Source organism: Rhizobium sp. X9, from assembly GCF_018873185.1.
Lineage (GTDB): Bacteria > Pseudomonadota > Alphaproteobacteria > Rhizobiales > Rhizobiaceae > Agrobacterium > Agrobacterium oryzihabitans.
The window spans coordinates 2,094,076-2,116,101 of record NZ_CP071311.1 but is presented as its reverse complement, the minus strand read 5'-3'; the positions used below and the strand labels follow the sequence as shown (position 1 = coordinate 2,116,101).

The window sequence follows — 22,026 nt, the reverse complement described above, 5'->3', positions numbered from 1 at the left end:
CGTGGAATGGCTCAGCGCTCCTGAAAACCGCCTGCCCGTCGGCCGATATGCCAAGGAGGCCATTGACTGGCTGACCGGCAATCTCGCTTTTTTCTTCGATTGGCTTTCTTTCATTTTCCAAAGCGTCATCAATGCCCTGCTTTTTGTTTTGCAGGCGCCGCATCCGCTCGTCATCGTCGCGATCCTGACGGCTCTTTCGGCCTGGACGCGCCGCTCGGTCGGCATGCCTGTCTTCACGGCGCTCGGCCTTCTGCTCATCATCAATCTCGGCTACTGGAAAGCGACGACGGAAACGCGGGCGCTGGTTATTGCCGCGAGCGCCGTGTGCATGATCATCGGCATACCGCTCGGCATATTGGCGGCGCGGCGCAAGTGGATTTATGCCGGCATGCGCCCGGTACTGGACCTGATGCAAACCATTCCGACCTTCGTCTATCTCATCCCGGCGCTGGTGCTTTTCGGTCTCGGCATGGTTCCGGGGCTGATCGCCACCGTCATCTTCGCCATACCGGCACCCGTGCGCCTTACCCGTCTTGGCATCGTCTCGACGCCGCCGGCACTGGTGGAAGCGGCCGTTGCCTTTGGCGCGACACCATCACAGGTGCTGCGTAAAGTGGAGCTTCCCTTCGCCGCGCCACAGATCATGGCGGGTCTTACCCAGACGATCATGCTGTCGTTGTCGATGGTGGTCATTTCCGCCCTCGTCGGCGCCAATGGCCTTGGCGTGCCGGTGGTGCGTGCATTGAACACCGTCAACATTGCCATGGGCTTCGAAGCCGGGTTGTGCATCGTCATACTGGCGATCGTTCTCGACCGGCTGTTCCGCCTGCCCGGCGCGGAGGATGACCTATGAGCGACGCCATCATCTTCGGAAATGTCGATATCGTCTTTGGTGACCGGCCCGATGCGGCGCTGCCCATGATAGACCGGGGCAGCACGCGTGACGAGATCAACACCGAGACCGGGCTGGTTCTCGGCGTTGCCAATGCCTCGCTCTCTGTGAAGGAGGGCGAAATCCTCGTGCTCATGGGGCTTTCCGGTTCCGGCAAATCGACGCTGCTCAGGGCCGTCAACGGTCTTGCACCCGTGGTGCGCGGCAATGTCGGCGTGAAGACCAAGTCCGGCTATGTTGACCCCTATCGCTCGACCGCAAAAGCGCTGCGCGACCTGCGCATGCACACGGTCTCCATGGTGTTCCAGCAATTCGGCCTTCTGCCCTGGCGCAACGTTGCCGACAATGTCGGTTTCGGGCTTGAGCTTTCCGGCGTGCCGGAAGCCGAGCGCAAGCGCATGGTGGCCGAGCAGCTGGAACTGGTAAACCTGTCCGCCTGGGCCGACCGGAAGGTGGGGGAGCTTTCGGGCGGCATGCAGCAGCGCGTGGGGCTGGCGCGGGCCTTTGCCACCGGCGCGCCCATTCTCCTGATGGACGAACCGTTCTCGGCGCTCGACCCGCTCATCCGAAGCCGCCTGCAGGACGAGCTTCTGGAATTTCAAAGCCGGTTGAAGAAGACCATCCTCTTCGTCAGCCACGATCTGGACGAGGCCTTCCGCATCGGCAACCGCATCGCCATGATGGAAGGCGGGCACATCATCCAGTGCGGCACACCGCAGCAGATCGTCAAGCAGCCGGCCACGCAATATGTCGCGGATTTCGTGCAGAACATGAACCCGATCTCCATGCTGACCGCCGCCGACGTGATGAAGCCGGGTGTGGATGAGCGGAACGGCCGCCTGAATGTGGCCGCCACCGCCCGCCCGTCGTCACCGCTGATCGACATCCTCGATGCGCTGGCTAAACATTCCGGTGCGATCGGCGTTGTCGACAATGGCGCGATCGTCGGCACGATTTCAGCGGATGAAGTTGTAGCCGGCCTGACGCGCCACCGTAAAAAATAATATTGTATCCGTCTGGGAATGAGAAAGGGCCTTCCGGCATGGAGGGCCCTTTTTGTGTTTCAGGTGTTTCTTGCCGTAAAAAGCTATACCTTCCTACGGTAGCAAAGAATATTTTTGATATCATAAGTTATGCATGAAAATAATTACTAATAAAAATCATATTGCAAACTTAGAGAAAATTGCGCAAAGTTAATCTAGATTCTGTTGCTCGCTGCTAAATTTAAGGTGGTAAAAGATTGCGGCCCTAAAATCCGGCATTGGGAATCAAGATTTCGACGCTCAACTTTTGATCGTTTGTTGCTTATAAATACTGCCGCTAATACATATCTTTATTTCTGGATTGACAAAAAACAGGCAAAAAGCTGATAATTTGGTCACAGTGTCTTAAGTAAATAACCAGTGAAGAATAGTCTTTGAAAGGGACACGATATAAGCAAGATTTAGGTATATACAACGTATCCACCGAATTATAAAAACACCTTTTGGAACACCTATAATAGCCACCATGACCGTCTTTTTGACTGTCATCAGGAGACTTGAGCGTATGGATAACCAATCTCTGTCGGAACATAGCATCGCCGCTGCAGACTTGCTCTCAGCGATGGCGAATCCCAAGCGCCTGATGATCTTATGTACGCTGGTGGATACGGAAGTGCCGGTCGGTGTTCTCGCCTCACAGGTTGGTCTCAGCCAGTCCGCTCTATCGCAGCATCTTTCGAAATTGCGTGCGCAGCGGCTGGTGAAGACACGACGGGATGCGCAGACCATCTATTATTCCAGCAATTCCGAATCCGTCAAAAAGATCCTCGCTTCCCTCGAGGAAATTTATTGCCAGGCGCAGAAGAGCAGCAAGACCGCCGCCTGATCCCACGGCCATATTTCAAGGCCCGGCGGCCTCAATCCGTTGAAACCGGCGCACGACGCCGGTTTTTCGTTTTCTGGCCCATCGTCCGCATTGGGCCGGGAAAGATGATCCGACAAACGACAAAGAGAGATGGGGCCTCCGGCCGGCGCTGTCTTCAGGGTTGTGAGGCGGCCAGCATCTGCTGCTTGAGCCGGCTCGCCGCTGCGGCATAACCGCCGTCCGCGCCGTCCACGAAATGCATGTGGTCCTTCGATAGCGGGGAGGGCACGATGCATGTCATCAATGCGGCGTCCTGCTCGTGCAAGCCAAAATAACAGGTTCCGGAGAGGCGGCCCAATTCCAGCCGCGCGCGGATTTTTTCGAGCCGGGTGACGTCTATATCCACCGTCATCTTCAGGCCGTCATCGAATTTCCTGAAATCGGTGTTGCTGGCGACCGAGCGCCTGTAGCGATCCGCGTTGAAACGCCCGAGCGACAATCCCGTCAAGCCGAGGAGATTGACGAGGAAGCTTTCGCCGAGAATGCGAAGCGAGCGGCGCATCTTGCCCCAGCTATCGTGATAATCCGCACCTGCCCGGGCTTCGAGACCGAGCCCTTCCCGCACGAAGCCGAGTTTCGGCCCATCCTCCGGCACGGGATGGCCATGTCTTGCATCCTGTTCAGCCAGATCGACAAGATCGATGACGAGCTGGCGGAATGCAGGCATATCCCGTGAGGGGCCCGGCACGGCAATGACCGACACCACCTTGCCATGGGTCGCCGGAATAGGGTTCCAACGGCAGGAAAGGCCGGTCAGGTCCGGCCGCCCGCCCGCGGCAGCGGCGGGCAGGGTGTATTGCTCTTCCTTCATCCGCGCTTCCGCCCAGCTGTTGCCGCCGCCCGAAAACATCGCATAGGAGACGTCCTCGCTTGCCTGGAAGCGGGCGACGCGAATATCGAAGCCGTTCTTGCGGATGTCCTCTATCGGAACCAGCGCTACCCGCATTGCAAGGCTGAGGTCATCCTTCACCCAGCGCTGCACATTGGAAAGCGCGGCGCCTGCGACCGGGAGCCCATCTGGCGGCACCGCAACGGCGGCGCCATCGCCGCCGAAGACGAAGGGCAGGTCATGGCGCCCAAGGCTGTTGGAGATGCTTGAAATGACGGCGGCGCCCGCCATGTTGACGGCCTTGTATCTGCCGGTGCCGATCGCCGAAGTCGAATCGATGATGTCGGCAATCGCCAGCGCCCATCCCGGCGGCAGGGCGCGATAATGCGCCGGGTCGGCCACATCTTCAAAATGCCGGAAGACGGGCAGGCCCGTCAGAAATTCGTCGTCTGCTGCGATCATGGCGTATTATCTCCCAGCGGCGGCCAAACGCAACGCATTTACGCTATGGCGATCCGCCGTTCAAACGACGCGATCATGGCCGGCTTCGCGATTGATTTACCGGGAATAGACCTTATCCAGCAAAGGTGACTTGCATAAATCATCAAACCTTCCGTATGAGTTGAGTTGAAGGCTCGGAATTCAAACATGGAACGGGTTTTCGCCGGGAGGCGTCCGATAGTTTCACTCGGTCGACGCCCAAGGCGCTCATCGGGGCTGAGACCCCCTATCCAAGGAGACACCAGGATGAAACTGAAGACATTGACCAGCGTGACGCTCGCAGCGTCCTTCGCATTCGCACCACTTGCCCATGCCGAAATCGTCATCGGCCTGATTGCGCCTCTTACCGGTCCTGTCGCTGCCTATGGCGACCAGGTTAAGAACGGCGCTCAGACGGCAGTCAATGAAATCAACAAGAAGGGCGGCATTCTCGGAGAACAGGTCGTCCTGAAGCTTGCCGATGACGGCGGTGAGCCGAAGCAGGGCGTTTCCGCTGCCAACCAGCTCGTCGCCGAAGGCATTCATTTCGTCGTCGGTCCGGTGACGTCAGGCGTTGCCATTCCGGCATCGGATGTCTTTGCTGAAAACGGCGTCCTGATGATCACGCCGACGGCGACCGCGCCGGGCCTGACGAGCCGTGGCCTTGCCAACGTCTTCCGCACCTGCGGCCGTGACGACCAGCAGGCAGAAGTTGCAGCAAAATACGTTCTTGGCAACCTCAAGGACAAGAAGATCGCCATCATTCACGACAAGGGCGCTTACGGCAAGGGCCTGGCGGATGCTTTCAAGACGACGCTGAATGCCGGTGGCGTTACCGAAGTTCTCTACGATGCCCTGACGCCTGGTGAAAAGGATCTCGGCGCGTTGACGGCCCGTCTGAAATCCGAAAATGTCGACATCGTCTATTTCGGCGGCTACCACCCGGAAGCCGGTCTTCTGGTGCGCCAGCTGAACGATATCGGCGCCAAGGCTGCCGTTATCGGCGGTGACGGCCTCTCGAACAGCGAGTTCTGGAACATCGGTTCGAAGGCTGGCGAAGGCACGATCTTCACCAATGCTTCCGACGCTTTGAAGAACGACGATTCCAAGGCTGCTGCCGAGGCGCTGAAGGCTGCCAACATTCCGGCCGAAGCCTTCACCCTTAACGCTTACGCCGCCGTCGAAGTGCTGAAGGCCGGCATCGAAAAGGCTGGAAGCGCCAAGGACTCTGAAGCGGTCGCCACGGCTCTGAAGAGCGGCGATGCTTTTGCAACGGCAATCGGCAAGGTCACCTATGGCGAGAATGGCGACCTGTCGTCGCAGGCCTTCTCGCTCTACAAGTGGCAGGATGGCAAGATCGTCGCAGCCGAATAAGGCGATAAGTACCGGCCGCACCTGTTGCGGCCGGTACCGTTTCTACTGCCTGGAAAGGGATATGCAGAATGGGCAACGACCACAACGCCCCGGATGCGCGCGCAACGGGCACCGAAGACCGCCCGGAAATCGGATTTGCGCAGATATTCCCGATCCTCAGGATTTTCGACGAGGCCAAGGCACGGGAATTCTACGTCGATTTTCTCGGTTTCAAGGTGGACTGGGAACATCGTTTCGGTGAGAACTTTCCGCTCTATATGCAGGTTTCCCGGGCTGAAATGGGGCTCCACCTCAGCGGCCATCACGGCGACGCGACGCCCGGTTCCAACATCTTCGCCACCATGCAGGGCGTTCACGCCTTTCAGAAGGAACTGGCTGGAAAAGACTATCGCTTCCTGAAGCCGGGGGTGGAAGAACTGCCATGGGGTGATGTGATGGAAGTCATCGACCCATTCGGCAACCGCATCCGTTTCTGCGAACAGAAAAGCGAGAAGTGACGTCTTGGGACGTGACCTTCTGGGTCTTGACCTTGGCGGCGGTTTGAACGATAGAAAACGCAAATAACGAACCGCGTGCACGGAAACCCGTGCGCGCGGTTCGTGCGTTTTGGCAGTCGGTTCTGCAATTCGTTCGCATCCGCACGGGGGCAAAAATGAACAGTGAAGGCAATGCACTGGTAAGGAGGCTCGCATTCTGGGGCATTCCACTTTCTTTCGGCGTGCTGGGTCTCAAGCTCGTGGCCTGGTGGGTCACGGGGTCGGTGGCGCTGCTGTCCGATGGTCTGGAATCGACCGTCAATGTGGTCGCGGCCTTCATTGCCTATTTCGTCATTCGCTACGCGCAGAAGCCTGCTGACGACGATCACCAGTTTGGCCACCATAAGGCGGAATATATCTCCGCCGTCGTGGAAGGCGTGCTGATCGTTGTTGCCGCACTTCTGATCGTACAGGAAGCCTGGGGCGGTCTCTTCAATCCAAGACTGCCGGAAGCGCCGGTTCTCGGTCTCGCCATCAACGCGACGGCGGGCATCATCAACGCCGTCTGGGCCACGACCCTGATCCGCGTCGGCAGAAAATATGCTTCGCCGGCGCTTGCGGCCGACGGTCATCACATCATGTCGGATGTCGTGACGTCTGCGGGCGTTCTTGTCGGCCTCGTTCTTGCCCTTCTGACGGGTTATGCCATTCTCGACCCGCTGCTCGCCATTCTCGTGGCCATCAACATTCTGTTTCAGGGTTCCAAGGTCATTCTGCATTCGCTTGGCGGGCTGATGGACCGGGCCGTGGAGCCGGAGGAGGACGAGGCGATCAAGAAGGCGATCGCCGAGAATTCGGGTGGCGTCATCGGCGTGCATGATCTCAGGACGCGCCGTGCAGGTTCAGCCGCCTTCATCGATTTTCACGTTGTTGTTCCCGCAACGATGACGGTGCGGGCGGCGCACGATATTTGCGACCGCCTTGAAGATGCCATAAGGGACGTCATACCGGGCGCAAGCCTTGCCATTCACGTCGAGCCGGAAGGCGAAAAGGCGCATGGCGTCAAAGTGATTGTTTGAATAAGCAGGAGTTTTCCATGTCCGTGACGGATGTTTCCGGCCTGTCGCAGCTGGGCACGAAGGTCGATACGCCCGAGAGCCCGGAAAAGGCCGTTCTCGAGAAGGTGCCGAACGGCAATGCCGGCACCGATTACGTGGTGCGTTTCACCGCGCCCGAATTCACCTCGCTTTGCCCGATGACCGGCCAGCCGGATTTCGCCCATATCGTCATCGACTATATTGCCGGCGATTTTCTGGTGGAATCGAAGTCGCTGAAGCTTTTCCTGCAATCCTTCCGCAATCACGGCGCATTCCACGAGGATTGCTCGGTCTATATTGCGAGGCGGCTGGTGGAGCTGTTGCAGCCGAAATGGCTGCGGATCGGCGCCTACTGGTATCCGCGCGGCGGCATTCCGATCGACGTCTTCTGGCAGACCGGTCCGGTGCCCGAGGGCGTGTGGCTGCCGGATCAGGGTGTCCCGACCTATCGCGGCCGTGGCTGATCCGGCTTTTCAGAAAGCTTAACGTTCAGGCGAACGAACCGTCGTCGCCTGAATCGAAATCCGCATCGTCGGCGCTGTCGTCGGCATCGGCCTGCTGGATATCGTCATCATTGTTGTTCTGCGGGCTCGCGCCGTCGCCATAATAATTATTGATGACGGTTTCCTCGACCGGGGCATTGCCCGCAGCATTGCTCCCGCCAAAGGGAGAGCCGAGCCCAAGCGACGACATGTGGCTGCCGAAAATTCCGCTCAGCGAGTTGGCAAGCAGCATGCCGCCGGCAACGCCGGCTGCGGTGCCGAGCGCGCCCTGCAGAAAGCCGCCACCGGACGACCGTCCGAATGCTGCCGGCTGCTGGCTCCAGGGGCCGGCCGGTTGCTGACCGGCGGGTGAGCCCCAGGGACCAGCCGTCTGGCCGGCGGTGTCGTTACGCCAGGAAGTTTGCGTGGTCGGCGCGGCAGGCGTCGGTGCAGGTGGTTGTGGCTGGCCGGTGCCGAAGATCGAACTTAGAAAACCGCCCTGTGCGGCCGCCTGCGGGGCGGCATTGCCGCTTTCCAGCGCGTGGATACGGTCTTCGAGCTGCTTGATGTGAGCTGCCGCCGCCTCCAGACCCTTTTCCTGAACGATGACCGCCTGGGCAAGATAATAGGGGGCTGCGGGCTGATCGCGCACGGCGTCTGCGATCAATGTTTCCGCCTCGCGGTCACGCGGGGTGGCGGATGCGGTTCTGGTCCTGTCGAACAGGGCCTTGAGAAGCTGGCTTTCTTCCGGTGACATATGCTGCCTCCTTACCGTGAAGCGAAAATCCACGATAAGGAGGTAGGCCTCAATTCCGGCTTTTCAAAGCGGCCTGAATTTTAAATTTCGGTAATGATCGTCAGCCGCCGAAGGCGAGCGACAGGCCCGCAATCGCCGTCAGAGCGCCGACGGTGCGGCTTGCCACCGAACCGAAACGGGCAATGCCGAGGCCGAGTGCGATGCCAGCCAGATGCAGGAGGGCTGTGGCGATCATGAAGCCGATGCCGAATTGCCATGCACCGGCGCTGCCGAGCTCACCACCATGGGCGTGGCCATGGAAAAGTGCGAAGGCACCAACGACGGCGGCTGCTGCAGCTGTCGGAAGCCTTGCCGCCATGGCAACCAGCAGGCCAAGGCCGATGACGGAGGCCAGAATTGCGGGTTCGACAAAGGGAAGGCCTACCCCATAAACCGCCATCAGGAAGCCCACGGCCATGGTGCCGACGAAGGCGGATGGCACGATCCACAGCGCCTTGCGGTCGCCCTGTGCCACGGCGATCTGCGAGGCCCAGATGCCGACGGCGACCATCGCCAGAATGTGGTCCGCGCCGAAAAAGGGGTGGGACACGCCGGCCATGAAGGAACCGTGTTCTTCCGGGTTCAAATGGGCGAAGGCGGGCAGGGCGGTAACGCCGAGTGCGGCGGCAGTGAGGCTTAGTCTTTTCAGCATGGTTCCCTCTTTAGATTGTCGCCGCCGGCATGGGAATCTTGGGGTTCCCGCAACGGGCGGCACTGCAATGCGGCGGTGACGATATCGCGAAGGCGAAGAGGCTGTCCATGCGTCATCTGCCGGGGGTGCTGTTTATTGTTCAGGCGCGAACCTTGTCTTTTTTGCTCATTGCCTTACGTAACAAGTCGCACTATGTCCGAAGGGCATGCACGAATTACGCTGGAGAGAGCCGTTGATGAACGAAGACGAAGACGACAAGAGCAAGGAACTGCCGATCGGCAAGGAAACGGAAGCGAATCTTTTCAAGTCGCGTTCGATCTTCATCTATGGTGGCATCACGCAGGAACTGGCGCAGAAGGTCTGCACGCAGCTCGTGGCACTTGCCGCCGCCAGCGACGATGACATTCGCGTTTACGTCAATTCGCCGGGCGGCCATGTCGAATCGGGTGATTCCATCCATGACATGATCAAGTTCATCAAGCCGAAGGTCTATATCATCGGTACGGGCTGGGTCGCTTCCGCCGGTGCGCTGATCTACGTATCGGTGCCGAAAGAACGCCGTCTTTGCCTGCCGAACACCCGCTTCCTGCTGCACCAACCCTCCGGCGGTACGCGCGGCATGGCGTCCGACATCGAAATCCAGGCGCGCGAAATCATCAAGATGAACCAGCGCCTGATCAAGATCTTCTCCAAGGCCACCGGCCAGAGCGAAGAAAAGATCGCCAAGGATATCGATCGCGATTACTGGCTGGGCGCGGAAGAGGCCAAGGATTACGGCCTCGTCGGCAAGATTGTCGAGAGCCAGTCGGAAGTTTGAGCTTTCGAGTTTTAAATTGAGAAAGCCCGCATCGGTGGAAACCGGTGCGGGCTTTTTCCATTCTGGCCTGTAAATATGCTCAATGCAGGCCAGTATGCGTCATTTCATCATGTCGCAGGCCTTCATCATGTCGGCCTTTTTCATCTTGTCCATTTCCATGCCGGCCTTGTGCATGCAGTCCTTTTTGCTTGCCATGGACATGCCGTCCTTCTTCATCGGCTCCATCTTCATGGTGTCGCTGTGCATCGTGTCTTTCTTCATCGCATCGGGTTTCATGCTGTCGGCGTGGGCGATGCCTGCGAAAGACAGTGCGGACAGCATGGAAGCGGTGGCGATGGCGGCAAAAATGCGGGTCATGAAGGGTCTCCTCTGGACGTCGTTGTATGTCCGCCGGCATTGTGCCGGGGCTCACGATTGTCCATTCGGTCGGGAACGGCCCATTGTTACGACTTCACGCGCTTGTGACGTGATATTTGGGCGAGATTTTTTTCAAGCCATTATGTAACAATATCCTGCGGACTGCGAATAACCCGATAGTGACGATGACAGGCAGCCTTTCGGAAGAAACATTGAAAATGCTGATGCTGCGTTCCCTCGACGGGGACGAAAGCGCTTACAGGCATTTGCTTCATGCCTTGCGCAGGCTGCTGATCGCCTATTACGGCCATCGCATGTCGTCGGCATCCAGAGGCGATGTGGAGGATCTTGTCCAGGAAACTCTGCTGTCGCTTCACGCCAAAAGGGAGACCTATGATCGTGCGAGGCCGTTTACGGCCTGGTTCTTTTCGATAGCGCGCTACAAGCTCATCGACCACTATCGAGGCAGGGGCGCGCGTGCGCTGACCGAAGTCGAGCTTGATGACACGCTTGAGGCGGAATCGTCCGTCGATGCGGTTACGGCGCGCATGGATGTCGAGCGGTTGCTCGATGATCTGCCGGAGCGGCAACGCGACCTCATTCGCAGGGTGAAGCTCGAGGGGCAGTCGATCGCCGAAGCGGCGGAAAAATCCGGCCAGACCGAGCTTGCGGCAAGGGTCGGCATTCACAGGACACTGAAAATCCTGGCGGCAAAGTTGCGGGGAGACACGTGAGAAAGACGGATGACATCATTGACCAGCTGGCGGGGGATCTGAAGCCCGTACCGGCTTTTGCGCTTGAGCGCAGGCTGGCGCTTGCCGCCGTGCCGGCGATCTTCGTTTCGCTGCTGCTGATGCTCTTCATTCTCGGGCTGCGTGGCGATATGGATGCTGCCCTGACCGAAGTGGGGTTCTGGATCAAGTCCGCCTACAACGCCTTGCTGGCTATAATTGCTTTCGTCGCTGTCAGACGCCTTGCCCGTCCTGACGGTGAAAGCGGCTGGCTATTCGCGTGGCTTGCGGTGATTTTCGTTGCGATGGCGGCGATAGCGCTGGTCCAGCTGGGATTTGCACTGCCGGGCAATTATGGTGCGCTTATTATGGGGTCATCCGCGCTGCATTGCCCGTTTCTGATCGTCGCTTTCGGGCTTCCCATCTTCCTGGCGAATTTTTCGGTTCTCAAGCGCTCCGCTCCTGCTGATCCTGCGCTTGCGGGTTTTGTCGCGGGTATTGCGGCGGGTGCGGCCGGAGCCTGGGTCTATTCGTGGTTCTGCACCGAAAACGGCATGGCCTTCGTGCTGATCTGGTATTCGCTGGGCATTCTTCTGACCGGATCTATCGGCGCCTTTGCCGGTTCACGCCTTCTGCGCTGGTGAAGGGCGCGTCCTTTGCCACATCGCCTCGTTTGCCGATGCCGGCCCGGACGTCGTCCCGAGCCGGCATTGTCTTTTCATGGGCTTCACTGACCCAGGTTGGCGGGGATTGCGAATGCAGCAAACTGGGTGAACTGCTTGCCCGGGTTGAAATTGTCGTCAGAGGCAATGACGAAAAGCTGTTTGCCGTCCACCACCGGTCCGAATGCGAGGCTCTCGATATTGTCCACATCGAGACCGAAATCGCCTTCGTTGATTTCGAACCATGGTGTTTTCGATACGGGGCGCATATTTGCGGCGTCGATCTTGTCCTTGCCGAGGATGTTTTCGGCGCCGGACAGATCGACTATGAAAAAGCGGATATGGTTGCCGACGCCGGAAGCGAAATTGCGCTCCACGGCGACGAACCGGCCATCCGGCAGGGCCGCAAGGGCGGAGAGGCCGTTATCGTTATATTTCGGCTCGGCGGCCGTCGGTGTCTTGGAGATCGCTTCGGTGACGTAGACGTGTTCGGCGACCGGTTTCAGCGTCGCCGTATCGATCACGAGGATACGCGCGGGGCTGCCGGCCTGCGGCGTCGCCTTCTGGCCGTCCTGGGTCAGCGCATTTTCCGTGGCGGCGATGAGCTTGCCGGATGCGAGGCTCAGCCCTTCGAAGCCGAGATTGTTCTGAACGCCTTTGGTCTTCGCGTCGTTGACGAGATAGGCATCCGGCAACTCCAGCCGCTTGACGTTGCCGCCATCGAGGTCCGAGACATAAATTGCCGGCTGGTTTTTCAGGTCGCGTTCCGAGGACCAGTAAAGCTTGCCGCCCTTGGGGTCGAGCGCGATGCCTTCCGCATCGATACCCTTCGGTGCGAAGGCCGCCCCGGTCTCGTCCTTCAACTCGCGCGTGGCGGCGATGTTCAGCGTGACGACGCCTTCCGTCACGGCCAGTTCCAGCTCGTAATAGCGGGCAAGGCCTTTTTCGACGCGATCATCGGAGATGGCGAGATAGCGACCGGTTTCGCTGTCGAAGGTCAGATCGGAAATGCCGCCAAAGGTGACGCCATTGATGGAAAGGCCGGAAGGCACGACGATCTGCCCCAAAAAGCTTGGTGCCGGCGGGGTTTGCGCTGCTACCGGAAGGGCAGCGAAACAGAAAGTGGCGATTGTGATGATGCGAAACATGGAGACGACCCCTGTTGTGGCGGATGCCCTGTCGTGACGACTGCCCAGAGGATTAGCGTGCTGCCGCTAAACTTTGATGACGTTTTCCATGCCGCCGTACCTGAAGTCCGGCACCTCATCTTGCCAAGCCGCTTCTTTTTTGATCCTGAATGATATCAATGCTTCATCCAAAACGTGCCGCCATCTTCGGATTCGTGCTCCACGTTTTGAGTTTCGTTTTCTGCCTGTCGCCAGTGCATAGCGCTTTATGTCTTCCGCGACAGCCAGCAGGCCGTAGAGTGCTTTTATGCTGAGAGATTTTTCCGTCCAGAGCCTGTTCATGGGATGCCTGACCGCCTTTGTCGGCTTCGCCAGTTCCTTCGCTGTCGTGTTGCAGGGCCTGAAGGCTGTCGGCGCGACGGATTTCGAAGCGGCCTCCGGGCTGATGGCGCTTTCGGTGGCGATGGGGGTTTGCGCCATCGCACTTTCCGTCGCCACCCGGCTTCCCATCAGCATTGCATGGTCGACGCCCGGAGCAGCGCTTCTGGCAACCACCGGCGTGATCGAGGGCGGCTTTCCAGCCGCCGTGGGCGGGTTCATCATCTGCGCGATATTGATCATCATTGCCGGCCTGTTCAGGCCGCTCGGAAGGGCGGTTGCCTCCATTCCCGCGCCACTTGCCAATGCCATGCTGTCAGGGGTCATCATCGGCCTGTGTTTCGCGCCGATCAAGGCGATCGGGTTCAACCCGATGCTTGGGCTGCCGATCATTCTCGCGTGGATCGTGGTGGGAGCCTTCCGGCGGCTTTTCGCGGTGCCCGCCGCCCTTGCCGCCTTCGTGCTGGTGATGATCTTCGGCGTCGATATTCCGGCGGGCGCGCTGGACAGCGTGGCGCAATCGCTGACACCGCCGATGGAATGGGTCACGCCCGTCTTCAGTCTCCACGCGGTTGTTTCCATCGCGCTGCCGCTCTTCATCGTCACCATGGCCTCGCAGAATATTCCCGGCATCGCCGTGCTGAAGGTCAATCATTACGATCCCCAGCCCGGACCGCTTTTCGCTGCCACCGGCTTTTTTTCTCTGCTTTCCGCGCCCTTCGGCGGCCATGGGGTCAATCTTGCGGCCATCACGGCGGCGATGTGCGCTGGCGAGGACGCCCATCCTGATCCAAAGCGACGTTACTGGGCGGCGATCATCGGCGGTGTCGGTTACATCATCTTCGGCCTCCTGGCGGGCGTGGTGACCGCCTTCGTGGCGCTGGCGCCGCCCATCCTCATTCAGGCGGTGGCCGGGCTTGCGCTGGTCGGCGCCTTTTCCGGCTCAGCCGTTGCGGCCTTCAGGGAGCCGGAAACGCGTGAGGCAGCGGCGATCACCTTCCTCATCACCGCATCCGGCCTTTCCTTCGCCGGTGTTTCCGGGGCCTTCTGGGGCTTGATCGGTGGTGGACTGATGATGGCGTTGCAGCGGGTGGTGAAGCGTGGTTAGATAGGGAGCTTATTGTTTTAAAGAAATATTATTTATGGATTTCGAATTCGATCCTGCCAAAAGTGAAAGTAACAAAGACAAACATGGGATAGATTTCGTCGAGGCAAGAGCGCTTTGGCTGGACGAGAAAAGACTTGTCGTTCCTCTCGAAACCACGTCGGAAGAACGGTATATTATGATCGCTCAGTTGCGAGGAAAGTGCTGGAGCGCCGTCTATACCTACAGAAATGACCGGTTGCGGATCATTTCCGTCAGGCGTTCCAGAGACAAGGAGAAGCATCGTTATGAAGACGATAAGCGTTGAAGATTTCGACAAAAAATTCGATGATGGCGAAGATTTGGATGACTATGTCGACTGGTCCAAGGCCACCCGTCCGGGGCTGGAATTGGTGCATGTCGATGTTGATCTTCCCGAAGAGGTTTTGCGGAGAGTGGATGCGGAAGCGGCGCGCCTCGGCACGACGCGTCAATCCCTGATGGCTGAATGGATCGCCGAAAGGCTGGAGAGCGTTAGGCAGGTAAAATAAAGCGAGCGATCACAAGGTGACTTGTCAGACCGCCAGACGCTGTTTATACACATCGCCATGAGCAACAGCATCGCAACCATTTCCGGCATGAGCGCGCAGATTTCTGCGAAGGTCTCGCCGTGCGGTGCACTCTCGCTTCTTAGCCTCGACCTTACACGCGGTTGCCGGGTCCAGTGAGGAGCGCCCGGCGGCCGAAAGCCCGCTGGCGCTAACGCTCCTCATCTCGAAATCTCATTTTATACTGGATTTAGGCCCTAAAGGGCCGCGCATCCGCCGATGGCTTGAAGAAGCCCGCGGACTGCGCAAGGAGGAAGCGAAATGGACGCCAAGATCAGCAATATTTCCAAGGGTATGACCGACGCGAGCGTGAAGTATCGCCCATACCCGACCATCAATATTCCTGACCGCACATGGCCGGGCAAGACCATCGACAAGGCGCCAATCTGGTGTTCGGTGGACCTGCGCGACGGCAACCAGTCGCTGGTCAACCCCATGGGCCACGACCGCAAGGCCCGCATGTTCAAGCTGCTGCTCGAAATGGGCTTCAAGGAAATCGAAATCGGTTTCCCTTCCGCCTCGCAGACGGACTTCGATTTTGCCCGCTGGTGCGTGGAAGAAGGCAATGTGCCTGACGATGTTTCCCTGCAGGTGCTGGTGCAGTGCCGCCCGGAGCTGATCACCCGCACCTTCGAGGCGCTGGAAGGCGCCAACAAGCCGATCATCCACTTCTACAATTCCACCTCGGAATTGCAGCGTCGTGTCGTGTTCGGCAAGGATGTGCACGGCATCAAGCAGATCGCCGTCGATGCGGCCAAGATGATCACCGACATGGCGGCGAAGGCCGGCGGCGGCTATCGCTTCGAATATTCGCCTGAGAGCTTTACCGGCACCGAGCTGGAAGTGGCGCTGGAAATCTGCAACGCCGTGGTTGAGGTGGTGAAGCCGACGGCGGACAACAAGCTGATCCTGAACCTGCCGTCGACGGTGGAAATGGCGACGCCAAACATCTATGCCGACCAGATCGAATGGATGTGCCGCAATATCGACAATCGCGAAAACGTCATCATTTCGCTGCATCCGCATAATGACCGCGGCACGGGCATCGCTGCGACGGAACTGGGCCTGATGGCCGGTGCCGACCGCGTCGAAGGCACGCTGTTCGGCAATGGTGAACGCACCGGTAATGTCGACGTCGTAACGCTGGCGCTGAACATGTATACGCAGGGTGTCGACCCCGAGCTGGATTGCCGCGATATCGAGCGTATCAAGGCGGTCTACGAATATTCCAACGAAATGACGATCCCCGAGCGCCATCCCTATGTCGGCGAACTGGTCTATACGGCCTTTTCCGGCTCGCATCAGGATGCGATCAACAAGGGCATGAAGGCGATCAAGGTCGCCAATCATCCCGTCTGGGAAGTGCCTTATCTGCCGATCGATCCGAAGGATGTCGGCCGTTCCTACGAGGCGATCATCCGCATCAATTCGCAGTCCGGCAAGGGCGGCATCGCCTATATTCTCCAGCAGGATTACGGCATCAACCTGCCGCGCAACCTGCAGGTGGAGTTCCGCGAGGAGATCCAGCGCATTACCGATGAAGAGGGCGTGGAACTGCCGGCCAAGCGCATCTATGAGCGCTTTATCGAGCGCTACGTGACGCAGCCCAATGCGCGCATCAAGTTCGTCGATCACCACACTTATCCGGCAGGCGATTTCAAGGGCGTGCGCATCGTGGCTGCCGAAATCACCGATAATGGCGAGGTGAAGCGCATCGAGGGCAAGGGAACGGGTCCGATCGACGGGTTCATTAACGCGCTGTCGGTCTATCTCGGGATCGACCTGTCGGTAAATGACTATTCCGAACATTCGCTGCAGCATGGCTCGAATGCTTCGGCCATCGCTTATGTCGAGATGGAGCATCCGGGCGGCAAGCTGTTCGGCGCCGGGGTGAATACGAATATCGTGGCGGCGTCGCTGGAGGCGATTGTTTCGGCGGCCAATCGGGTGCTGGAAGAGCGGGCTAGGTAAGCGGGGTTTGAAGGGTGGGGCTTACCCCCCTCTGCCCTGCCGGGCATCTCCCCCTCAAGGGGGGAGATCGACCTGAGGCGAGGTTTCGCCCATCTCGACGTTTGAGAGTGAAGCGGGGGTAGTGCATCTTGCTGATCTCCCCCCTTGAGGGGGAGATGCCCGGCAGGGCAGAGGGGGGTGAACTACACCCACTGACACAAGCGCTCCGGACTCTATTCCTTCGGCAAAGAAAACCCCAGCGGCCTGCCATTTTCATAAAACACCCGCACATCCTCAAGTGCGATACCCGTTCCTGTCTCATTGAGGCTATGGCGTTCACACGCGACATTCCAGGTGCCGGGTCCACCGGAAATGTGGAAGAGATTATAGGCCGCGCGCGGTTTTTCGCCGCCCGGTCCCTGGCTGGCAGAGGAAATGCCGACAACCGGGATGTGATCTTCCCCGTGATGGGTGTTCAGCCAGTAGACGGTGTTGAGATGGGTGTGGCCATGCAGCACGAGTTCCGCGCCGCCGACGCCGAGAGCGGCGGCAAAGCGGCGAACGCCGAACATGCGTTTATGGGCGGCAGTGGCGCCCCGGATCGGTGGATGATGGATCATCACGACGCGGAACAGGCCCTGTTCACCGGCTTTTTTCAAAAGCTCCGCCGTTGCGCGCGCCTGCCGGTTGCCGAAATAGCCGGTGGCCGAAAAGGGCGGCGTTGCAATCGAGGTTGAGCAGCCGATCAGCGCGACGGGACCGCGCACCCGCATATAGGGAAAGATCTTGCGGTCGTCGTCCCATTCCGCCGGTTCGCCATCGCCGCGCACATAAGGGTACCAGGCCCGCATGGCCTTGTCGTGCGCGCCGGAAACATAGGCGTCGTGGTTACCGGGAACAACGGAGGTTCTTTCCGGATCGCCCACTTCTTCCAGCCAGTCGGCGGCGGCGCGAATTTCAATGCCGGTCGCAAGATTGACGAGATCGCCGGTAATAGCCAGATGATCCGGCGACTTTGTCTCCAGATCGTCGAGCAGCTTTTCCAGCGTGTCTGTGAACAGGTGCTTGCGGCGGTTGCGGTGCCAGTTGACGAAACCGGTGATACGCTTGGATGCAAGTTCCCGGAAAGTGAGTTTCGGCAAAGGTCCGAGGTGGACGTCTGAAATATGCGCAAGTTTGAACATGGCGGCAGAGATAACCTATGATATGCGGCACGTCCAATAAAAGCCTGCCGAAGGGGAGATACCAGGGTGAATGACGAGACAACCGAGCGGCGGGCCCGTCCGTTCCACACACGCGTCCTCATCCGTCTGCTTCATTTCGTTTTTCTGTTCACCCGGGGTGCAACGCTTGGCGTGCGTGCGGCCTGTTTTGATGACAGGGGCAGGATTTTTCTGGTGCGACACACATATCTGCCGGGCTGGTATCTGCCGGGCGGCGGGGTGGAGCGTGGTGAAACCCTGCTGATGGCGCTCCGCAAGGAAATCCGCGAGGAAGGCAATCTCGCGGCGGCCTCAAAGCCCGAGCTTTTCCATGTCTACCTCAATCTGGAAGGCAGCAACCGCGATCATGTGGCGCTCTACCGGCTGGAGGTTACCCAGACCACGCCGAAAAAGCCGGATCACGAAATTTCCGAAAGCGGCTTTTTCGATCTCTCGGACCTGCCGGACAATGTGACGCCCGCCACCCGCCGCCGCCTTGCCGAACTTTCCGGCGAAGCGGCCATTGTCGATTACTGGTAGCGGCGGCGTCTTCCGTCAGGCGAGCACCTCGCGGTCGTGTGCCATGGTCAGGTCCAGTTCCGGGCCGATGGGCACGATGCCGGTCGGGTTGATGGTGAGGTGGCTGCGGTAATAATGTTCCTTGATGTGGCGCATGTCGACCGTCTCCGGCACGCCCGATGTCTGGTAGAGATCGCGAAGATAACCCGTCAGATGCGGGTAATCGTGAATGCGGCGGATGTTGCATTTGAAATGGCCGACATAAACCGGGTCGAACCGCACCAGCGTGGTGAACAGACGCCAATCGGTCTCCGTCTGCTCTGAGCCGAACAGGAAACGTTGCTCCTTCAGCCGGCCCTCCAGCATATCAAGCGTTTCGAACACCTTCACGGCATTCTGCTGATAGGCATCCTGGGTGGTGGCGAAACCGGCCTTGTAGACGCCGTTATTGACGGTATCGTAGATGATGTCGTTCAACGCGTCGATCTCTGCGCGCAGCGGCTCGGGATAATAGTCCGCTTCCGATCCGGTGAGATCGTTGAAGGCCACGTTGAACATGCGGATGATTTCGGCGGATTCATTGGAAACGATGGTGCCGCGCTGCTTGTCCCACAAGACCGGAACGGTGACCCGGCCGGAATAATTGGCGTCTGCCTTGGTATAAACCTGCCACAGCGTGGAGAGGCCGAAGAGGTGATCCTCGGTCGCCCCCGGCGTTCGCTCGTCTTCCGGTCTGAATTCCCAGCCGTTTTCCAGCATCAGCGGATCGACGACGGAGACGGAGATCAGGTCTTCCAGCTTTTTCAACCTGCGGAAAATGAGAGTGCGATGCGCCCAGGGGCAGGCAAAGGAGACATAGAGATGGTAGCGATCCTTCTCGGCCTTGAAGCCGCCCGTTCCGGAAGGACCGGGCTCGCCGTCCGATGTTATCCAGTTGCGGAATTGCGAGGCGCTGCGCTTGAAGTGCCCCCTGGTTTCCTTGGTGTCGTACCAGACGTCTTTCCATACGCCTTCCACCAGCATGCCCATGACGATCTCCTTGGTTGTTTCCCTGTTGGCGCCGATCCTAACCGTTCCGCATCGTTCCGCGAACCCGCGACGCGTTGAACAATGCGTTTCCGGTCTTGCATCAGCTGAATGGGACAAGGTCGAGATTTGTTCTGGACGGGTGCGGATTTTCCTGATAATTGCGATTTTCACAAATCTGAGGAAATTGTCGATTATGATCGAAACACGGATGCTCCGACGACGCTGACGCTCCTGAACGCCCTTACCGGCGCAGCCGTCATCTATTGTCGCATCCGCATTCTGGAAGTTTCGGTCTCTTCATGTCCAAGCACGATCTTGTCTACCTCACCGAGGACGCGTCGCACGACGCCATCATCGAAGTCATCAACGAAGAAGCATTCGGTCCCGGCCGTCACACAAGGGCAGCCGCGCGCATCCGCGAGCAGGGCCCGCATGACCGGTCGCTCTCCTTCGTCTGCGCCGACGATGGCGAGACGATTGCTTCGGTGCGCATGACGCCGGTTCTGGCGGGCGGCGTGCAGGGCCATATGCTCGGCCCGCTTGCGGTTAGGCCTTCGCACAAGAATATGGGCATCGGCCGGGAGCTCGTCCGGATTGCGATTGCCGCCGCCAGGCGGAAAGGCTCCGAGGCCGTGATCCTGATCGGCGATCCGCCCTATTACATGCCGCTCGGTTTCGAGAAGGTCGCTTACGCGGCGCTCGATTTTCCCGGCCCGGTGGATATGAACCGGGTGCTGGTCGTGCCTCTTGGTGACGACGTGCACCAGCGGCTGAAGGGCAAGATCGGCTGGCACAAATGCGAGGCCAGCGTGCCTGCTGCCACAGCGGAAGAGGATGGCTTCGAGGAGCCTCTTCGGGTTTACGCCTGACGGATTTCATTTGCGGCGGATTTGCCGTTTCTTGCCAGTGCGCTCTATTTCCCTCATTCCTATGCTTGTCACAGGCCAGCCAGCCCAAGTCCTTGGGCTGAAAGGACTCCTCTCGCCGCGCGAGAGCCGCGTCGGCTAGATTCCTGTGACAAGCACAGGAATGAGGGCGTTGGGCGTGGAGTCGCCCCATATCAGCACGGGCCGGTTATGTCGCTAAGACGAGGCGATGGTATTCTGTCTTGAAACCATGCATCGCACTCCGCAAAATTCAATTCCGTTTCTCTCCCCCATGCGATAGCACTCGAAAGTCGATTTCGACGAAGGGGGCAGGCATATGACGGCAATTACCATGAACGATGCGCTGGAGCGCGCGGGCGCAGGCGCCTATCAGCGACGGCTGATGGGTATTTTCGGCCTCGTCTGGGCTGCGGACGCGATGCAGGTTCTGGCGGTCGGCTTCACTGCCGCTTCGATTGCCGCGAGTTTTGGCCTGACGGTGCCGCAGGCCCTGCAGACCGGGACGGCTTTCTTTTTTGGTATGCTTCTGGGCGCTGCCGGTTTCGGGCGTCTGGCGGATCGTTATGGCCGTCGACGTGTGCTGATCATCACCGTTGCCTGCGACGCTGTGTTCGGTGTGCTTTCCGTCTTTGCGCCTAATTTCGCCATTCTCCTTGTCCTGCGCTTTCTGACCGGGGCGGCCGTGGGCGGTACTCTGCCGGTGGACTACGCGATGATGGCCGAATTCCTGCCGGCGAAAAATCGCGGGCGCTGGCTGGTCTTTCTGGAAGGTTTCTGGGCGATCGGCACCCTGATCGTGGCGCTCGCCGCCTGGGGCGCGAGCCTTGCCGGCGTTGCCGATGCCTGGCGCTACATCTTTGCGGTCACGGCCTTTCCTGCCGTTCTCGGCCTCGGCCTACGGTTCCTTGTGCCGGAATCGCCGCTTTTCCTGATGCGCTCGGGTCGGTCGGAGGAAGCAAAGGCGGTCGTCAACCGCATGCTGGTGGTGAATGGTCGCGCGCCGCTCGATGCCGGAACCGGGCTTTTCCAGCCCGATGTCACCAAGGGACAGGGGATATTTTCACCGGCGCTCAGACAGCGCAGCATCATGATCCTAGCCATCTGGTTCCTCGTTTCCGTCTCCTATTACGGCGTCTTCACCTGGATGCCGGCGAAACTGGCGGGTGACGGTTTCGGCTTCGTGCGCGGTTACGGTTTCCTCGTGCTGGTGGCTCTGGCGCAGATCCCCGGTTATGCGCTTGCCGCCTATGGCGTTGAAAAATGGGGCCGCAAGCCGACGCTGATCGGTTTCTGCCTGCTGTCGGCACTCGGTTGCCTTCTCTTCACGCTTGCCATCGGCGGCGCGATGATCGCCGCCTCGCTTCTCATCATGAGTTTTGCGCTGCTTGGCACCTGGGGCGCGCTTTATGCCTTTACGCCGGAGCTTTACCCGACGGAGTCGCGGGCGACCGGCATGGGGGCGGCAGGCGCCATGGCAAGACTCGGTGGCCTGCTGGCGCCATCATTGCTGGGCTATGCGATCGCGCAGGGCTTCGGCGTCGCAATCGGCATTTTTGCCGGGCTTTTGGTACTGGCCGCCGTTGCAGCAACCATGATCAATGCCGAAACACGGCAGGTGGCACTGACATAGGCTGCGGTAATGTGGAGGACGGCCTGACCCTTTCAGTTCAGACCGTCCTGCTTTTTGCT

Annotated in this window: 25 protein-coding genes; 17 read left to right on the top strand and 8 right to left on the bottom strand. The window is 59.2% G+C overall.

Going from position 1 to position 22,026, the window contains the following annotated elements:
• Position 1: 1 nt before the first annotated feature.
• From choW to JZY08_RS10385, 3 genes are all read left to right on the top strand, one after another.
• Positions 2-853 carry a choline ABC transporter permease subunit gene (gene choW / locus JZY08_RS10395; protein WP_216330085.1) on the top strand — a complete coding sequence of 284 codons (852 nt, stop codon included), beginning with the start codon at positions 2-4 and terminating at the stop codon, positions 851-853.
• Positions 850-1,896 (top strand): choline ABC transporter ATP-binding protein, encoded by a 1,047-nt coding sequence (choV, locus tag JZY08_RS10390; RefSeq protein WP_003494526.1) that lies wholly within the window; start codon positions 850-852, stop codon positions 1,894-1,896. The genes choW and choV overlap by 4 nt, the downstream gene beginning before the upstream one ends.
• A gap of 544 nt (positions 1,897-2,440) precedes the next feature.
• Positions 2,441-2,761: a helix-turn-helix transcriptional regulator gene (locus JZY08_RS10385; protein ID WP_003524068.1), complete on the top strand. Its 321-nt coding sequence runs from the start codon at positions 2,441-2,443 to the stop codon at positions 2,759-2,761.
• 154 nt (positions 2,762-2,915) lie between these two features.
• Here JZY08_RS10385 and JZY08_RS10380 read toward each other — a convergent pair whose 3' ends face one another.
• Positions 2,916-4,091 carry a DUF3095 domain-containing protein gene (locus JZY08_RS10380; protein ID WP_216330084.1) on the bottom strand — a complete coding sequence of 392 codons (1,176 nt, stop codon included), beginning with the start codon at positions 4,089-4,091 and terminating at the stop codon, positions 2,916-2,918.
• Between the two features lie 285 nt (positions 4,092-4,376).
• On the opposite strand from JZY08_RS10380, the gene JZY08_RS10375 reads away from it, so the two are divergent.
• The 4 genes from JZY08_RS10375 to queF all read left to right on the top strand — a co-directional run bounded on the left by JZY08_RS10375 (position 4,377) and on the right by queF (position 7,520).
• On the top strand, positions 4,377-5,483 hold the full coding sequence (locus tag JZY08_RS10375) for a branched-chain amino acid ABC transporter substrate-binding protein (RefSeq protein ID WP_003494532.1): 1,107 nt from the start codon (positions 4,377-4,379) through the stop codon (positions 5,481-5,483).
• Between the two features lie 68 nt (positions 5,484-5,551).
• Positions 5,552-5,980 carry a glyoxalase superfamily protein gene (locus JZY08_RS10370; protein WP_216330083.1) on the top strand — a complete coding sequence of 143 codons (429 nt, stop codon included), beginning with the start codon at positions 5,552-5,554 and terminating at the stop codon, positions 5,978-5,980.
• 155 nt (positions 5,981-6,135) lie between these two features.
• A complete protein-coding gene (locus JZY08_RS10365; RefSeq protein WP_216330082.1) occupies positions 6,136-7,038 on the top strand; it encodes a cation diffusion facilitator family transporter in 903 nt (300 codons plus the stop codon).
• A 17-nt stretch (positions 7,039-7,055) separates the two neighbouring features.
• Positions 7,056-7,520, top strand: a complete 465-nt coding sequence (gene queF / locus JZY08_RS10360) for a preQ(1) synthase (protein WP_065655680.1) — start codon at positions 7,056-7,058, stop codon at positions 7,518-7,520.
• A gap of 25 nt (positions 7,521-7,545) precedes the next feature.
• Here the strand turns inward: queF and JZY08_RS10355 are convergent, their stop codons facing one another.
• On the bottom strand, positions 7,546-8,295 hold the full coding sequence (locus JZY08_RS10355) for a DUF2076 domain-containing protein (RefSeq protein ID WP_137038058.1): 750 nt from the start codon (positions 8,293-8,295) through the stop codon (positions 7,546-7,548).
• Between the two features lie 100 nt (positions 8,296-8,395).
• Entirely contained in the window at positions 8,396-8,986 is a 591-nt protein-coding gene (locus JZY08_RS10350) for a HupE/UreJ family protein (RefSeq protein WP_082182743.1), read from the bottom strand.
• A gap of 235 nt (positions 8,987-9,221) precedes the next feature.
• Between JZY08_RS10350 and JZY08_RS10345 the strand changes: the two genes are divergently transcribed.
• Positions 9,222-9,803 carry an ATP-dependent Clp protease proteolytic subunit gene (locus JZY08_RS10345; protein WP_035242113.1) on the top strand — a complete coding sequence of 194 codons (582 nt, stop codon included), beginning with the start codon at positions 9,222-9,224 and terminating at the stop codon, positions 9,801-9,803.
• 99 nt (positions 9,804-9,902) lie between these two features.
• Here the strand turns inward: JZY08_RS10345 and JZY08_RS10340 are convergent, their stop codons facing one another.
• On the bottom strand, positions 9,903-10,160 hold the full coding sequence (locus JZY08_RS10340; protein ID WP_003494546.1) for a pentapeptide MXKDX repeat protein: 258 nt from the start codon (positions 10,158-10,160) through the stop codon (positions 9,903-9,905).
• A gap of 218 nt (positions 10,161-10,378) precedes the next feature.
• Between JZY08_RS10340 and JZY08_RS10335 the strand changes: the two genes are divergently transcribed.
• Positions 10,379-10,894, top strand: coding sequence for a sigma-70 family RNA polymerase sigma factor (locus JZY08_RS10335; RefSeq protein WP_035242750.1), 516 nt, complete (start codon positions 10,379-10,381; stop codon positions 10,892-10,894).
• Entirely contained in the window at positions 10,891-11,535 is a 645-nt protein-coding gene (locus tag JZY08_RS10330; protein ID WP_137038056.1) for an NrsF family protein, read from the top strand. Before JZY08_RS10335 ends, JZY08_RS10330 begins: the two co-directional genes overlap by 4 nt.
• An 83-nt stretch (positions 11,536-11,618) precedes the next feature.
• Here the strand turns inward: JZY08_RS10330 and JZY08_RS10325 are convergent, their stop codons facing one another.
• Positions 11,619-12,701, bottom strand: coding sequence for an esterase-like activity of phytase family protein (locus tag JZY08_RS10325; protein ID WP_216330081.1), 1,083 nt, complete (start codon positions 12,699-12,701; stop codon positions 11,619-11,621).
• Between the two features lie 66 nt (positions 12,702-12,767).
• Positions 12,768-13,022, bottom strand: coding sequence for a hypothetical protein (locus JZY08_RS10320; RefSeq protein WP_164055984.1), 255 nt, complete (start codon positions 13,020-13,022; stop codon positions 12,768-12,770).
• Between JZY08_RS10320 and JZY08_RS10315 the strand changes: the two genes are divergently transcribed.
• The 4 genes from JZY08_RS10315 (at position 12,988) to leuA (ending at position 16,721) form a co-directional block, all read left to right on the top strand.
• Positions 12,988-14,166 (top strand): benzoate/H(+) symporter BenE family transporter, encoded by a 1,179-nt coding sequence (locus JZY08_RS10315; protein WP_216330080.1) that lies wholly within the window; start codon positions 12,988-12,990, stop codon positions 14,164-14,166. The genes JZY08_RS10320 and JZY08_RS10315 overlap by 35 nt on opposite strands.
• 34 nt (positions 14,167-14,200) lie before the next feature.
• Complete coding sequence (locus tag JZY08_RS10310) at positions 14,201-14,470, top strand: BrnT family toxin (RefSeq protein ID WP_003494557.1); 270 nt, start codon at positions 14,201-14,203, stop codon at positions 14,468-14,470.
• Positions 14,451-14,693 (top strand): CopG family antitoxin, encoded by a 243-nt coding sequence (locus tag JZY08_RS10305; protein WP_216330079.1) that lies wholly within the window; start codon positions 14,451-14,453, stop codon positions 14,691-14,693. The genes JZY08_RS10310 and JZY08_RS10305 overlap by 20 nt, the downstream gene beginning before the upstream one ends.
• 318 nt (positions 14,694-15,011) lie before the next feature.
• Positions 15,012-16,721 (top strand): 2-isopropylmalate synthase, encoded by a 1,710-nt coding sequence (gene leuA, locus JZY08_RS10300; RefSeq protein ID WP_216330078.1) that lies wholly within the window; start codon positions 15,012-15,014, stop codon positions 16,719-16,721.
• A gap of 212 nt (positions 16,722-16,933) precedes the next feature.
• On the opposite strand, the gene JZY08_RS10295 is transcribed toward leuA, so the two are convergent.
• Positions 16,934-17,884, bottom strand: coding sequence for a metallophosphoesterase (locus JZY08_RS10295; protein WP_003494563.1), 951 nt, complete (start codon positions 17,882-17,884; stop codon positions 16,934-16,936).
• Positions 17,885-17,950: 66 nt separating this feature from the next.
• Here JZY08_RS10295 and JZY08_RS10290 point away from each other — a divergent pair, with 66 nt between their 5' ends.
• Positions 17,951-18,442: an NUDIX domain-containing protein gene (locus tag JZY08_RS10290; protein ID WP_137038052.1), complete on the top strand. Its 492-nt coding sequence runs from the start codon at positions 17,951-17,953 to the stop codon at positions 18,440-18,442.
• Between the two features lie 15 nt (positions 18,443-18,457).
• Here JZY08_RS10290 and JZY08_RS10285 read toward each other — a convergent pair whose 3' ends face one another.
• Positions 18,458-19,450, bottom strand: a complete 993-nt coding sequence (locus tag JZY08_RS10285) for a glutathione S-transferase family protein (RefSeq protein WP_137038051.1) — start codon at positions 19,448-19,450, stop codon at positions 18,458-18,460.
• Positions 19,451-19,749: 299 nt separating this feature from the next.
• Here JZY08_RS10285 and JZY08_RS10280 point away from each other — a divergent pair, with 299 nt between their 5' ends.
• Positions 19,750-20,319 (top strand): GNAT family N-acetyltransferase, encoded by a 570-nt coding sequence (locus tag JZY08_RS10280; RefSeq protein ID WP_035242115.1) that lies wholly within the window; start codon positions 19,750-19,752, stop codon positions 20,317-20,319.
• Positions 20,320-20,653: 334 nt separating this feature from the next.
• Positions 20,654-21,967 (top strand): MFS transporter, encoded by a 1,314-nt coding sequence (locus JZY08_RS10275; protein WP_216330077.1) that lies wholly within the window; start codon positions 20,654-20,656, stop codon positions 21,965-21,967.
• Positions 21,968-22,026 lie beyond the last annotated feature (59 nt).